Annotated in this window: 16 protein-coding genes; 3 read left to right on the forward strand and 13 right to left on the reverse strand. The window is 52.9% G+C overall.

What is annotated here, in order from left to right; translation table 11 throughout:
* Positions 1–19 precede the first annotated feature (19 nt).
* Entirely contained in the window at positions 20–562 is a 543-nt protein-coding gene (locus AC4IE8_RS17170; RefSeq protein ID WP_490791538.1) for a MarR family winged helix-turn-helix transcriptional regulator, read from the forward strand.
* A 101-nt stretch (positions 563–663) separates the two neighbouring features.
* Here the strand turns inward: AC4IE8_RS17170 and AC4IE8_RS17175 are convergent, their stop codons facing one another.
* From AC4IE8_RS17175 to AC4IE8_RS17190, 4 genes are all read right to left on the reverse strand, one after another.
* Positions 664–1,446 carry a class I SAM-dependent methyltransferase gene (locus AC4IE8_RS17175; RefSeq protein WP_490791539.1) on the reverse strand — a complete coding sequence of 261 codons (783 nt, stop codon included), beginning with the start codon at positions 1,444–1,446 and terminating at the stop codon, positions 664–666.
* Between the two features lie 163 nt (positions 1,447–1,609).
* On the reverse strand, positions 1,610–2,086 hold the full coding sequence (locus tag AC4IE8_RS17180; protein WP_490791540.1) for a methyltransferase family protein: 477 nt from the start codon (positions 2,084–2,086) through the stop codon (positions 1,610–1,612).
* 25 nt (positions 2,087–2,111) lie between these two features.
* Complete coding sequence (locus AC4IE8_RS17185) at positions 2,112–2,252, reverse strand: hypothetical protein (RefSeq protein WP_490791541.1); 141 nt, start codon at positions 2,250–2,252, stop codon at positions 2,112–2,114.
* Between the two features lie 208 nt (positions 2,253–2,460).
* A complete protein-coding gene (locus AC4IE8_RS17190) occupies positions 2,461–2,643 on the reverse strand; it encodes a hypothetical protein (protein WP_490791542.1) in 183 nt (60 codons plus the stop codon).
* 174 nt (positions 2,644–2,817) lie between these two features.
* On the opposite strand from AC4IE8_RS17190, the gene AC4IE8_RS17195 reads away from it, so the two are divergent.
* The gene (locus tag AC4IE8_RS17195; protein WP_490791543.1) at positions 2,818–4,845 is read left to right on the forward strand and encodes a VIT and vWA domain-containing protein; all 2,028 of its coding nucleotides are present in this window, start codon (positions 2,818–2,820) and stop codon (positions 4,843–4,845) included.
* 110 nt (positions 4,846–4,955) lie between these two features.
* Here AC4IE8_RS17195 and AC4IE8_RS17200 read toward each other — a convergent pair whose 3' ends face one another.
* The 5 genes from AC4IE8_RS17200 to recG all read right to left on the reverse strand — a co-directional run bounded on the left by AC4IE8_RS17200 (position 4,956) and on the right by recG (position 10,162).
* Positions 4,956–5,171 (reverse strand): hypothetical protein, encoded by a 216-nt coding sequence (locus AC4IE8_RS17200; protein WP_068987553.1) that lies wholly within the window; start codon positions 5,169–5,171, stop codon positions 4,956–4,958.
* A 172-nt stretch (positions 5,172–5,343) separates the two neighbouring features.
* Entirely contained in the window at positions 5,344–6,024 is a 681-nt protein-coding gene (locus AC4IE8_RS17205) for a hypothetical protein (RefSeq protein ID WP_490791544.1), read from the reverse strand.
* 425 nt (positions 6,025–6,449) lie between these two features.
* Entirely contained in the window at positions 6,450–7,352 is a 903-nt protein-coding gene (gene ubiA, locus AC4IE8_RS17210) for a 4-hydroxybenzoate octaprenyltransferase (RefSeq protein ID WP_490791545.1), read from the reverse strand.
* Positions 7,349–7,936, reverse strand: coding sequence for a chorismate--pyruvate lyase family protein (locus tag AC4IE8_RS17215; RefSeq protein ID WP_490791546.1), 588 nt, complete (start codon positions 7,934–7,936; stop codon positions 7,349–7,351). Before AC4IE8_RS17215 ends, ubiA begins: the two co-directional genes overlap by 4 nt.
* A gap of 117 nt (positions 7,937–8,053) precedes the next feature.
* Positions 8,054–10,162 carry an ATP-dependent DNA helicase RecG gene (gene recG / locus AC4IE8_RS17220; protein WP_490791547.1) on the reverse strand — a complete coding sequence of 703 codons (2,109 nt, stop codon included), beginning with the start codon at positions 10,160–10,162 and terminating at the stop codon, positions 8,054–8,056.
* 117 nt (positions 10,163–10,279) lie between these two features.
* Here recG and AC4IE8_RS17225 point away from each other — a divergent pair, with 117 nt between their 5' ends.
* A complete protein-coding gene (locus AC4IE8_RS17225) occupies positions 10,280–10,696 on the forward strand; it encodes a secondary thiamine-phosphate synthase enzyme YjbQ (RefSeq protein ID WP_068987550.1) in 417 nt (138 codons plus the stop codon).
* A gap of 61 nt (positions 10,697–10,757) precedes the next feature.
* Here the strand turns inward: AC4IE8_RS17225 and AC4IE8_RS17230 are convergent, their stop codons facing one another.
* From AC4IE8_RS17230 to rpoZ, 4 genes are all read right to left on the reverse strand, one after another.
* Positions 10,758–11,522: a hypothetical protein gene (locus AC4IE8_RS17230; RefSeq protein WP_490791548.1), complete on the reverse strand. Its 765-nt coding sequence runs from the start codon at positions 11,520–11,522 to the stop codon at positions 10,758–10,760.
* Between the two features lie 57 nt (positions 11,523–11,579).
* Entirely contained in the window at positions 11,580–11,966 is a 387-nt protein-coding gene (locus AC4IE8_RS17235) for a RidA family protein (protein WP_490791549.1), read from the reverse strand.
* 122 nt (positions 11,967–12,088) lie between these two features.
* Positions 12,089–14,260, reverse strand: a complete 2,172-nt coding sequence (gene spoT / locus AC4IE8_RS17240; RefSeq protein ID WP_068987547.1) for a bifunctional GTP diphosphokinase/guanosine-3',5'-bis pyrophosphate 3'-pyrophosphohydrolase — start codon at positions 14,258–14,260, stop codon at positions 12,089–12,091.
* Positions 14,261–14,381: 121 nt separating this feature from the next.
* The gene (gene rpoZ / locus AC4IE8_RS17245) at positions 14,382–14,654 is read right to left on the reverse strand and encodes a DNA-directed RNA polymerase subunit omega (protein ID WP_068987546.1); all 273 of its coding nucleotides are present in this window, start codon (positions 14,652–14,654) and stop codon (positions 14,382–14,384) included.
* Positions 14,655–14,665: the final 11 nt, after the last annotated feature.

The raw sequence follows: 14,665 nt of genomic DNA on the forward strand, positions 1-14,665 counted from the left end.
ATTTAGGGAACGTAATTTCATGATCCACGCGGACATCACTGAAGACATCCTGATCGCCCTAAGACGAGTCATTCGGGCGATTGATCAGCATTCAAGAAACCTTGTTCAAAGTCATGGCCTTACCGGCCCCCAGGCGCTGCTGTTGACGGAGATCGTGCGCAGCGAAAAGATCACCGGCAGCGAGCTGGCGAAACGGGTCAGTCTAAGCCAGGCAACCGTCACCGATGTAGTGAAGCGTCTTGAAAGCAGAGAGCTGCTGGAGCGGAGTCGTGACACCGGTGACAAACGCAAAGTGATACTGATGGCCACTAAACAGGGAGAGGTTCTGGTGAAGCAATCCGTGCCCCTGCTACAGGAGCGCTTTCAGCAACGCCTGAGCGAGCTCAAGGATTGGGAACAGAACCAACTGCTCTCGTCACTTCAGCGGATCGCAGAGATGATGAATGCGGAAGACCTGGACGCCTCGCCGATGTTGACCAGCGGTGCGATTACCGCATCGCCGGAAGCAATACAGGATGCAGTCACACCGACGGGTAATCCACCGGGAGCAGAAGAAGTATAAGGCAGATAGAAATACACCCCCTAGACCCCAACAAAAAAAAGATGACATGATACTGACCCCATTCAGTCAAGCCTGAATCGATTCCAGACCGTCAGCATCGATCAGGCAGTGGTCTTTCCTTTTGGGTACTGACTCTGTAATAAACTGCTCACAGGCAACTTCCAAGAGAGCGCCGCATCAGCAACATCAATCTTTCTCGCCAGCACACCAATACTCTGATGAACCGGTATCAAATGCACCTTGGATGTGGTTCGGTCACGGGACAAGGAGAGGACTCTGGCCGGTGTTCCCTCTACGGATTCCAATATTTCGAAGCCGGTTCTTTGATTCAGCAGCACTTTGAATGTTTCGCTGGAATATCGCCAGAAGTCCCATGGCAGCTCATGAGGTGGAATCACTGGATGAGTGGCGATAAACAGCAAACCACCAGGCTTCATCAACCGGTTGATTTCGATCACGGCCTGCCAGGGCATCGCCAAATGCTCGAACACAGAGATTGAAAAAACCGCATCATAGTGGTTCTGCGGGAGGTGGGATGAGAGCTCATGAACATCAGCCACCACATCCACGTTCTCCCCAGCATGGATATCCACGCCGGTATAGTCCACCGTGGATTGAAATAGGTCACGCTTCACCACACCGGTTACATTTCTTGAACCGATCTCAAGCAGGGCTGCCTGGGGCATTTCATTAACGGTTGCCGTAAATCGATTAAAAACGTGGTAGAAGGGATCTTTGTCTGTCTTCTTCTTGATTGGTGTCAACAGCAGGCTGAAAAAAGATAATAATGGAATCGTCAGGATGTAGACGAACAAGTTGTCTTTGCCGTGGTTTCGTATAAATCGAGGGACCTTCCTGATCAGCCTTACAAATTTAATATCCATATCAATCCTAACCATGAATCCAACGATGTTATCCCTGATGCTACATGCTGTAAAACACACTCATCTCATAAGTCTCGTCGAGTCTACAGTGCCTGACAACGTAGCGACCCCATCATCTCAACCAGACTCTGTCACTCCTTCATCCAGAAGCAGCAAAATCTGCTTATATCCAGCGCCTGACCCGCTCTTGGTAGGCTTGATAGTCAGAGCCAAAGCGGCGTAGAAGATAGGCCTCCTCCCGCGCTACAACATAAAAGTGCACAATCACCACCGCAGGCAGTAGCAGCAGCACCATCCAGCCGTTAAGAAAAACAAGAGCAAGCCCCAATTGCAACAGGATCAGAGCGAGGTAGAGGGGGTTTCTGGTGAATCGATATGGCCCGGAAACCATCAATCGATTGACCGGCCGGATCGGAGCAACCGGATTACGCGACGCATGGAACTCACGCATACCCCACAGAGTAATGGCGATCGCCGCGACACTCAGCATGACACCAACCCATTGCAGGATTATCCATGGCGGCAGTGGCATGGGAAAATAGTTGCTGATCACACCCCCCAAGCCGATGCTGACTATGTGGATCACCGGTGGGGGTATAATCACATCAGCATGATCTTTTTTTGGACGATCACTTGCCACTTTCTCTCCCTCTACCTATCCCGCTTCAATTGTCGGAAAACACTGAAATCCCATGCCTGAATACCTGCATCAAGCTGGCGCCCTGACGCTGGTAACCGGGCAATGAACCATCCTCTTCAGCCCGCCGGTAACACTCCACCGACACCCGCTTCAACTGCCGTAACATGCTCAACTTCGAGTTCTCAGACAGTATCCGTTGGCACAGATCAGCATCTCTTCCTCTCGCAGAAATTTCGCATTGAGATACTCATAAAAACCCCTGAATCGGCCCGTTGGTACGCCAAATAATGGTTTTATATTCACCACCAGCTTAAACCGATTGAGCGGTAAAAACTCAATGATCCTCAACCTGTCCAGCTTGACCAGTAACTGAGTCAGCTCCGTCTCAGTAAAGCGGTACTCCGCCGGATTCTGAACAAACTGTCGTGGTTAAAGATACCGATCGCTGCCAGCATGAGCTGGGTGCTGCCCACCATCTCCCGCTCCTGATCCTCAGCCTGCATGGTGATGCGCACCCGCCCTTCAGCCGCGATCTGCACCAGACCGGAGATTTCCAACAGCCGGTTGCTTGGCTCATCCCGTTTTATCCGACAAATAGTATCAATAAATAGTACTTTTCGTTTCCAATAATAGTGCTTTTAAGTATTTGGTTTATTTAATTACAACCCACCGCTACGGTGTCCTTAACTCCGATGTGGAGCCCCCCTTTTTATAAATATGGAGTTTTCGGAATGACCACTCTAACTAAACAACTTAAATATCTGCTCTTTGGCCTCACCTTTTTCGCTGCCCAGAGTGCCACATCTGCGGGACTGATGACGCCGAAATCGGCTAACCTGCCAGAATTGGAGATCAAACAGCACCATGTCGACGTCACCATCGAGGACGGTTATGCGGTCACCTCAGTCGAGCAGGTCTTTTTCAATCCCAACGATCGTGAACTTGAGGCCATCTACTCATTTCCGGTTCCGGAAAAAGCCTCTGTCGGAGAGTTTACCTACTGGATCGATGGCCAACCGGTAACCGGCGAGGTATTGGAGAAACAGCGGGCCAGGGAGGTCTACCAGCAGGAACGCCATGCCGGCCGGGAAACCGCACTGACCGAGCAGGACAGTTACCGCACCTTTGATAGCCATGTCTATCCGGTAAAACCTCAGCAGGATGTAAAAATCCGCCTTGTCTATATTCAGCCCGCCCATGTGGATAGTGGTATTGGACGCTATGTCTACCCCCTGGAAGAGGGCGGTGTGGATGAGGAGAAGCTGGCTTTCTGGAGCTATAACGACGTGGTGACAGAGGCGTTCAGCTTCAACCTGAAACTACGCTCCTCCTACCCGATCGACACCATGCGATTGCCACAACACCCCCAGGCATCCGCAACCGCCAACTCCCCACAGGAGTGGCTGGTCGCACTGCGAAACGGCCAGGCCAAAACAGCAGAAGGCGAGTCACAAGCCACCCCCGCAATCATCCAGAAACTGGATAGAGATATTGTGGTCTATTGGCGACACCAACAGGGCTTACCGGGCAGTGTCGACATGGTCACCCATAAGGAGCCAGGTAAGGATAGAGGAACCTTTATGCTGACCGTCACACCGGGGGATGATCTGGCTTCCATCCATGAAGGCCGGGACTGGGTTTTCGTGCTTGACCTGTCAGGCTCGATGAAGAGTAAGTATCAGAGCCTGGTTGAAGGGGTGAAAAAAGGCTTAGGACAACTTTCAGAGAAAGATCGTTTCAGGATCGTGCTCTTCAACGACCGCGCCAGGGAGCTCACTTCAGGTTATATCAACGCAAGCAGAGACAACGCACAACGCTATATCGATAAGCTTGAAAATATCGCACCCAATGGCAGTACCAATCTTTATGCCGGTGTCGAACGAGGTATAAAGGGTTTGGATTCCGATCGTTCGAGCGCCATCATCCTGGTAACCGATGGCGCTGCCAATGTCGGCACTACGGAAAAGAGAGCATTTCTCAAGCTGCTTGAAAAATATGATGTGCGGTTATTCAGTTTTGTCATGGGTAACAGCGCCAATCGCCCGCTACTGGAAGGCATGACAAAAATTTCCAATGGCTTTTCGATCAATATCTCAAACAGTGACGATATTGTCGGCCAATTGATGTTGGTAACGGATAAGTTAACCCATGAGGCAATGCACGATATCGATGTGAGCATTCGAGGAGTCAAAGTCAAGGATCTGACGCCGAATCGAATCGGGTCCCTCTACCGGGGTCGTCAAATGATCCTGTTCGGCCACTACTGGGGCGACGGTATGGCTGATGTCACCATTCGCAGTAAGATTTCAGGACAAAAGCGGGATTATTCGAGCCAATTCGAATTTCCCAGCCAGAGTAACCGCAACCCCGAGATTGAACGGTTATGGGCTTATGCCACTATTGAATCTTTGCAAAACCAGATCGACTATCTGGGTGAGGATGCTGACACGCGACAAGCCATTGTGGATGTCGCTAAAGAGTATGGATTGGTGACAGACTACACCTCAATGGTGGTTGTCAGAGAAGAGCAGTTCCAGCAGCATGGCATCGATCGTCACAATCAGGCGCGTGTTGCTAAGGAACGGGCTGCACGACAACAACGGGCCGCTGTACCGGTGACCGACAATCGAGTCGATAATCAGCAGCCGATGTTCAACAAACCCCGCGCCTACCCGACATCGGGTGGTGGCGCTCTCGGCCCCTGGCTGCTCCTGCTACTGATCCCGTTATTGAAAGCAAGACGTCAACGTCGTAATTAATAACACTTACTCAGGCTGGAGTTCATCCAGCCTGAGTTTTTTTGACTCAATCCCAAAACCATCCTGGTTTCGTTGTGAATGGCGAAATACAAACCAGGCAAGTCAGAGCCTCAGCTGACCTTCAGGACAAAAACAGCAACAATTTCATTGCCACGCATGATGGCATAACCTTCAAGCCCAGCGAGTCTTTTCCAGGCCTTTTCAGGGGTTGTAAAGTAAACTAAACAGTCACCATCTTGGAATTTCTTTTTGAAGGCCACCCATTTTTCGTGCCGATAGCCAAATGGCATTTGTGGCACATCTGGATTAAGAGATATCTTCTTCATAGAGCCCGCTTCGATCACTGAAAAATCATTGGCCTTGCTAACGATAATCTCCCTTTCTGTCGACTCTTTAAGTTGTTCTAAATTACAGGATGACGATTCACACCCAGAAGACCCAAACAATAAACAGGCAGCGAGTAGATAACCTAGAAATCTGTAACTATTCACAATATCGCTAGTGCCAGTTAGGATCTCTGGCCGGCTCTTTAAAATGATTCCACATAAATTCATTAGTTTGTTTTATTACTGGCTCTTCGAACTGGCTAGGATTCAGGTCATAGAGTAATTGATAATCAGGTTGCAAAGCATGATGTGCTTCATGGACTAACTGGCGCTCAAAGGAAAATGGATAACTCTCTGGGTAGTTATCCATAAACTCCCAGTACTCCTTTTCGGGTAGCTCAACTAAAGAGTTTTCAATACTTTCGTTCATCACTGTTTTATATGGAGCAGCCTTAACATAGTCTGGATTGATGATTATTTCGTTCTCATCCGCGTTATATCCAGTTATTTGGGAATAATCTATGGTGATCTTAAATCTACCAACCTTGTCTTCTATCGCTTTGATTTCTGGATAGCTTCTCAGCTTTTCCCAAGTCTCTTCAACTTGTTTAATTTCATCGATTCGTATAGCCGATGTTTCTACTGCGCCAGTCAATTTTTCAGAAGTACTCGGTGTGCTAGTCAGTCGGTCTTCAGTGGTTAGACTGCCGGCTATTCGTTCACCTGTCGTTTTAAGGTCTGAACTGGACATTTGACTGCTGTTAGACGCTCTCGAGTCGAGACCATCAAGTGAGCTGGGTGATAAAACAGATCCATCTGTTACGTTGCCATGTCGGCTTAAGGTGTTGTCCATAACACGCTCCTAAATGTACTAATACAGGTGACTGATTATCGGTCTATTCACGATGCTGCATCAACTAGTAATTACCCTCACAGGGTTCGATTGCACTTACACAGAACACTTCAATACATTTAAATACTGTTTTAAGTGGCTTAACAATATCCTTTGCCAGCAGATCCAGTGGATGGCGATTCCCATTTGCTAAGAGTTAGTTAATTCCCTTTATCCCTAGCGATTGAGATGGCACTTGATATTAAATTGCTAAGGAGAGATTTTGCTACTTCTCATGTTTACACACAGGAAGTATCGCAGGTTGCCGCTTCAGAATGTCGCCATAATTGGCTTGATGGTCCGCTTGGCAACAATCCATTTTCACTTCACTTCCAAGCTTCTGGCAAATTGATACTGAATAATTGAATATCGAATCAAGTATGGGTCTAAACAGCGTAATCAAGCACCAGCCCGCCAAACACCACCAGGCCAAACCGGTTATTGTTGAGAAAGGCCTCGAAACAGGCCTTGGGATTGCGATCCCGGGTCAACCACTGCTGATAGAGGAACAACATCGCCGCCGCGGCAATCCCCAGAAAATAGAGCAGGCCACGATCACTCATCAGACCGATCAATATCAATAGTCCGATCATCACCCCTTGCAGCAGACCGACAATCAGGTTGTCATGACGGCCAAACAGGATCGCTGTGGATTTCACGCCGATTTTCAGATCATCCTCTCGATCCACCATGGCGTACTGGGTATCGTAGATCAGCGCCCAGATCAGGGTGGAGAGAAAAATCACCCAGGTGATCAGCGGCAGACTCTCGGTCAGCGCCATGAAGACCATCGGCACCGCCCAGCCAAAGGCAGCGCCCAATACCACTTGAGGTAAATAGGTATAGCGCTTCATGAAGGGATAGAGTGCGGTCAGCCCCAGGGCCACCAGAGAGAGATAACGGGTCGGCCAGTTCAAAAAGATCAGCAGCGTGGCCGCGATCAGGGAGAGCACCAGAAACACACCAATTGCCTCTCTGGGCTGCACCAACCCACTGGCAATGGGACGATCCTCGGTACGCGCCACATGGCCGTCAAAATCCCGGTCCGCATAGTCATTGATGGCACACCCGGCAGAGCGCATGATCGCCACCCCCAAGGTAAAGACCAATACCATGCCCCAGGGAGGCACCCCGTCAGCGGCGATCCACAACGACCAGAGGGTCGGCCAGAGCAGCAGCAGTATACCGATCGGACGATGCAGCCTGACCAGCAGCGCATAGCGCCGCAGTCTCTCTCCCCAGCCCACAGACTGGACCGGCGGCAGTCCCATGTTCGCCTCACCACTCATCGATCATCACTCATCCGCATTGGCAACTGCGGCAGAAACAGCTCATTCACCAGAATCGGTCTCTGCGCCACATAGAACAGGGTGCGTCTACCCCAAAGCAACTCCGGTTGATTCTGAAGATGTTCACAGGCTGCATCGAACAGGGCATGCCCCGGGCTGAGTCTGGCAAACATGGTAGCGCCCCGAATCACCTTCGGATCAGAAAAAAGCACGGCTCCCAGAGGTTTCTCCCCAAGCAGCATCAGTCGTCGTGCCGGCCCTTTCAGGGTGGAGGCAGGAATCAGGGTGCGGGCGAAAACCCAGGGAGTGTCATCGCAAAGCAACACCACATCGCGCACCAGCGCCAATAGGCCCTGACGCATCTGCAACGATTGCCGTTCACTGGTCAGCGGCCGCCCCCACCCCTGCTGTTGCAGCGAGACCCGGAACCGGCCTGATCCACAACACTGGATCACCCGTCGGGTGAGGGAACCGGTATCGCGCAGCCACTCCTGAGCCTCTGGTGGAACCCCGCTGTAGCGGCGTTGCGACCAATCGCTCCAATGGGGTTCCAGTAGTGACCTCTTACTGCTTCGCTGACTCAAGCTTTGTTCCTTGAAAAAGATCGATTATGGCACAGCAGACAAGCAGTTGACGAACATCCGTGATGCCGGACAATCGTTCGGCAACGCTCGCTCAGGGATGCACAATGGGATCAGCGCTCAAACCCGCCCATAGTCGACCCGGTCACCCAGCCAGCGCTTGACCAGGGCAGTTGCAGCAGCCGGATCCTGTTTAAGCACCATGGCCGCCCCATCACGAACATCATCCAGCATCTCCTGATCGCGGATCAGATCGGCGATCCGCAGCTGCATCTCACCGGTCTGACGGGTGCCGAGCACCTCGCCAGGACCACGCATTTCCAGATCTTTCTGGGCGATCACAAAACCATCTCCTGTCTCGCGAAGGATCGCCAGACGCTGCTTCGCCTGTTGCGAGAGGGGGGATTGGTACATCAACAGACAGTGGCTCTCCGCGCTGCCTCGCCCTACCCGGCCTCGCAGCTGATGCAACTGAGCCAATCCCAGGCGTTCTGGATTCTCAATAATCATCAGGCTGGCGTTGGGTACATCCACGCCCACTTCGATCACTGTGGTGGCCACCAGCAGACCCAGTGAGCCGGATTTGAACTGCCCCATCACCCGCTCTTTTTCATCCTGCTTGATGCGTCCATGAACCAGACCGATGTTAAGCTCGGGAAGCGCCTCGGCCAACAGACGGGCGGTCTCTTCCGCTGCCTGGCACTGCAATACCTCCGACTCCTCAATCAACGTACAGACCCAATAGGCCTGACGCCCTTCGGCACAGGCCGCCCTGACCCGGGCAACCACCTCATCACGACGGTTGCTGGAAAGTACGGCCGTGGTGACCGGTTTACGCCCCGGCGGCAGACCATCGATCACCGACAGATCGAGATCGGCATAAGCGGTCATCGCCAGGGTGCGTGGAATCGGTGTGGCGGTCATGATCAACTGATGGGGTGTACGATTCTGCTGTTGCCCTTTTTCCCGCAAGGCAAGGCGCTGATGCACACCGAAACGGTGCTGTTCATCGATCACTACCAATCCCAAATCGCTAAACGACACATCATCCTGAAACAGCGCCTGGGTACCCACCACCATCTGTACCTCAGCCGACTCAATCCGCTGCAGCACCTGCTCCCGCGCTCGACCCTTGAGCCGTCCGGTCAGCCAGGCGATCTCAACCCCCAGGGGGGTCAGCCACTGACTGAAGTTGTTCAGATGCTGCTCCGCCAGCAGCTCGGTCGGCGCCATCAGCGCCACCTGACTGCCGGCACCGATCGCCTGCAGTGCCGCCAAGGCGCTGACCACGGTTTTACCCGAACCCACATCCCCCTGCACCAGCCGTTGCATCGGCTTGGAGTGGGCCAGATCATCTTCGATTTCGCTGACCACCCGATGCTGGGCCTCGGTCAGACTGAAGGGCAAAGCCTCGAGCAGCTCCTGCTTGAGTCGATTCTGTTTGGTGTAGGCGGTGCTTTTGATGCGCCGGTGTTCCGCCCGTACAGTCAACAGACTGATCTGATGGGCCAGCAACTCCTCGAAGGCAAGCCGCTGCTGGGCGGGATGCTCACCGGAGAGCAGCAAACGCTGATCCACATCCGGTGGAGGACGATGCAGAAAACTGACCGCCTCCAGCAGGCTGGAGAGCTGGAACCGCTGTAACAGATTCTCGGGCAGCAGCTCCCGCAGGGCAGAAGGGGATCGATCAAGCAACTCAAGGGTCTGGCCGATCAACCCTCTCAGGGTCAACTGATGCACTCCCTCAGTGGTCGGATAGACCGGGGTCAACGTATCCTCAACCATCAACGGTTCATCGTCCGAGAGCCGCTGATATTCGGGATGCACCATCTCCAGACTGTTGGGACCGCTACGAACTTCGCCGAAGCAGCGTAGCCGCACCCCTCTACTGAGATTCTGTCGCTGTGCATTACTGAAATAGAAAAAACGCAGAAACAGACTGCCGGTACCATCGGAGAGATGGACCATCAGTGAGCGTCGCCGGCCGAATTTGATCTCAGCCAAGTCGACCTCCCCTTCAATGACCACCTGATCGCCCCGCCGCAGACCGCCAATAGGATGAACCCGGGTTCTGTCCTGATAGCGCAACGGCAGATGGAACAGCACATCCTGCAAGGTGGCGATACCCAGTTTTGCAAGCTTTTCGGCACTCCTTGCCCCAACCCCCTTCAGCAGGGTGACAGATTGGTCTGCCAGACTTTTCAGTTCAATATCCTTTTTCAATGTCACTCGCTTTCATACGGTTTGAAGGTAAACTGTTGGCGTGTTCCCATGGAATCATGGTTGAACTCGGTCTTCCATGTGGAGACAACATTTTCTAGATCATGAACCCTGAGTAAAGTGGAAATGGTGGCACAGGAAACATTCAGTATTCAAACCCGCGGCAGAGAGACGGTCAACATCACCCATCAGATAACCTCACTGGTGGATCAGTCCGACATCCAAACCGGCATCTGCCAACTCTTCCTGCGCCACACCAGTGCCTCTCTGATCCTCTGCGAAAATGCCGATCCTGATGTCCGGTCTGACCTGGAGCGCTACCTCTCCAGACTGGTCAAGGATGGTGACCCGATCTTTCAACACACCATGGAAGGTCCGGACGATATGTCGGCGCATATCCGCACAATCCTTACCCACAGTGATCTCAGTCTGCCGATCAGTAACGGACGACTGGCATTGGGCACTTGGCAGGGAATCTATTTGTGGGAACACAGAACCCACCCCCACAATCGTCAAGTGATGGTAACTCTAATCGGAGAATAAGGGGACGAGAGCGGCAACAGGGACGATACTGGGGCTTGTTATAGAGCGAATTCAACAGAACTCACTTATCGAGTTTCACCTTTCCGCCAAACAGTCGACCAACCAGACTGTTTTTTGTTTTCGCCATCCACTCTTGCCGCTCACTGAGCAGCATCTTGGAGAGATTGACTAGGGATTGGAGGGTTTTGGTGCTGGCGATCTGCATCCTGATTTCAGTCTGCTCGGTGGCGCTGCTCCAGGGCCCGCCATTGTGTTTGCGGATAAAACCGACGACCTGATGGTGTAGCGCATTGCGTAAATTGGCCACCAGATCCTCTTCCGCCTTCTTCGGGTCCCTGCCGACCAGTTCGTGGACGTGTTTTTTAGCCTGTTTGGGAGTCACCAGTTTCAGGGTGACACAGTCATTCAGCAGCAGATGCTCCATCTCTGAGCGCCGATCCTTGAGACGCTCACCCATCGATTTCGCTTCCGGTACATAGCCGGTGGCTTTTTTGTTCTGCTGATGAGCCGTAACCGGCTTGGCCGGTTCCTGTTGCTCTGCAACCGCCTCTTCCAGCGACGCCTCCTGAACCCCATCAGACTTACCCGATTCCGTCGAATCGGTTAACTGACCGACCTCCCGTTCCAGCCACTTCGCCTTTTCGTTCAGTGCCTCGTGAAAATCGGCAACCGAACTCTCAGGGCTCAGCATCCCCATAGTCGCCTCTTCCAGGATCTGCACATAGTAGCCCATGATGCTGGGGTCGGTGATACCGTGGGACTGGCAGATGACAAAGGCGCGTCCTTTGATATTCACCTGCATCATCTGCTTGAGTTGGTCGCTCATATCAAAATAAAAACCAGTTATAAGGGCCTGATAACACGAGCGTCTACTGCTAATCCGCTATGAGTCAATCTCCATAATAGCATCCATTTCCACCCCTGCATCTTTCGGCAGAGCCGCCACCCCGATTGCCGCTCTTGCTGGATAGGGTTCAGCAAAGTAATCAGCCATCACCTGATTGACCACAGGAAAGTGAACCAGGTCGGTGAGAAACACATTCAGTTTGACCACATCGGCGAGGTTTCCACCGGCCGCTCTCGCCACCGCGTGCAAGTTGTCGAACACGCGTCTGATCTGTTGTTCGATATCACCTTCAACCATCTCCATGGTTTCCGGAATCAGTGGGATCTGCCCTGACAGATAGACAGTCTGCCCCACCTTCACCGCCTGGGAATAGGTACCTATGGCCTGTGGCGCCTGGTCAGTGCGGATAATTTCACGACTCATGTTGTTACTCCTCTGGATGTTATCGGGCCTGTCCGGGCCACTTTGCTGATGAATGGTTGATCTGTTATCTGCAGCAGAATCCGCACCGATCGAACACTCCCTATCGAGGGTTGCTGCTGATGCTATTTGAGACGACTGATGCGCATCACGGAAGGAAGTGAGCGGACCTGGCGCATGATTCTCGCCAGGTGCAGACGACTCTTCACGGTGATCACAAACACCAATGTCGATGAAAGCCCATCTCGCTCCTCTGATCCCACATGTTCGATGTTCGACTCCTGCTGGGAGATCACCGAAGCGACAGAGGCCAGAACCCCACGCTGATTGCCGGACTCGACCTTGATCTTGGTTGCGAACTCGCCCTGAACATCGGACTCCCATTCGGCCTCAATCCATTTGTGCCCATGCTTCTTGTAATCCCCAAGATTGGGACAGCCCTGACGATGAATGACGATACCCTTGCCTGGATTGAAGACACCGACAATGGCGTCATCGGGTATCGGCCAGCAACATTTGGCGAAATTGACCACCATCCCCTCGGTACCGCGAATCGCCAGCACTCCGGATGGTTCTGCCTCCTGAGCGCCAGTCTCGCTACCAGCCGGCACCATCTCCTCACCAGCCAGGCGGCGGGCAACCAGCAGTGGCATGTGATTACCCAGGGCGATACCCGCCAAAAGGGAGTCCAGACTCTCCAGACGAAACTCTTCCAGCACCTGATCTATCTGCGACGGATCAATCTCCTCAAGTTTCAGGCTCAGTAGATTCAGCTCCCGCTCCAGCAGGCGCCGTCCCAGGTTGACCGCCTCCTGGTCCTGCAGATTCTTCAGATAGGATCTGATGTTGGCCCTGGCCTTGCCTGTGACCACAAAATTGAGCCAGGCGGGACTTGGCCCAGCTGTTTCCGAGTTGATGATCTCCACCGTCTGACCGTTATGCAGCCTGGTGCGTAACGGCACAAGCCGGCGATCGACCCGGGCCGCCACACAGGTATTCCCCACATCGGTATGCACACTGTAGGCAAAATCGACCACCGTCGCTCCCTTGGGCAACACCATGATGCGCCCCCTTGGGGTGAAGACATAGACCTCATCGGGAAACAGATCCACCTTCACATGTTCGAGAAACTCCATCGAGTCGCCAACACCCTGCTGCATCTCCAACAGGTTTTGCAGCCAGTCGGAAGCGCGGGATTTCACCCACTGACCACTGGCTTCCCCGGTCTTGTACATCCAGTGAGCCGCAATGCCCGATTCCGCCAGCTTATCCATCTCTTCGGTGCGGACCTGGATCTCGATCGGAATACCCTGGGGACCGAACAGCACCGTATGCAGAGACTGGTACCCATTCGCCTTCGGAATTGCAATATAGTCCTTGAACCGGCCGGGCATCGGCTTGTAGAGATTGTGCACCACCCCGAGCACCCGATAGCAGGTATCCACCCGGTCGACGACGATACGGAAGGCAAATACATCGACCACTTCGGAGAAGCTGAGCTTCTTCTCAACCATCTTTTTATAGATGCTGTAGAGATGCTTCTGTCGACCGTAGACCTCGCCCTCAAAGTCCTCCTGTTCAAGACGGGTACTGAGCGCCTTTTCGACATTTTCAATCAGCTCCCGATGGTGACCACGGGCATCCGCAACCGCTCGCTTCAGCGCCCGGTAGCGCATCGGCCAGTAGGCAGCAAAACCCAACTCTTCCAGCTCGAGCCGCATGCTGTTGATGCCCAGCCGGTTGGCGATGGGAGCAAAGATATCCAGGGTCTCCTTGGCGATCCGTCGCGATTTATCGGGTCGCATCACACCGAGGGTACGCATGTTATGTAAGCGGTCTGACAGCTTGATGAGAATGACCCGGATATCTTTGGTCATTGCCAGCAGCATCTTGCGCAGACTCGCAGCCTGAGCCTCCGCCTGGGAGTTGAAATCGATCTTGGAGAGTTTACTGACCCCATCCACCAATTCGGCGATCTCCGCGTCGAAGGTATCGGCCAACTGCTCCTTGGCGGTGGGAGTATCCTCAATTACATCATGCAGAATTGCAGCCATCAGGCATTTGTAATCCATGCGCATGGTGGCGAGGATGCGTGCCACAGCAACCGGATGATAGATGTAGGGCTCACCGGTTTTTCGATGTTGGCCGACATGAGCCTCTGCACCAAACAGATAGGCACGATAGACTTCGCGGATATGATCCGAACTGAGATACTCTTCCAGATAGGCACACAGATCACTGATCAGAAAACGGGGCGTATCCTGATCTTTCTCTATGATGCCTAAAGGGTTGCTCATTCGGGCACTCCAAAAACACAACTAATGGAGAATTCTGTGCCGATTCAACCCTGAGTTGCAAGTCATTAGACAGGAAAAACTGTATGTTGCGGCGATAAACGCCGCAAGCGGGGAGGAAATCTTATTGGTTTGGTTCCATCGGCGCGATGTCAACATCCATGATCGCCTCATCAAGCACGGCCTCTTCCTCAGCGAGCTGCGCATCCACATCCTGATGGGAGATCAGGCCCTCGGCGATCTCACGCAGCGCCATAACGGTGGGCTTGTCGTTTTCCCAAGGCAGCAGAGGCTCGACGCCATTGACCAGCTGACGGGCCCTTTTGGTGGCAAGCAAGACCAGATCAAAACGGTTATCCACAAAATCCATGCAATCTTCAACTGTCACACGTGCCATCGTTTTTCCCC

The sequence above is a fragment of the Candidatus Thiodiazotropha sp. AKAK2 genome, assembly GCF_058244685.1.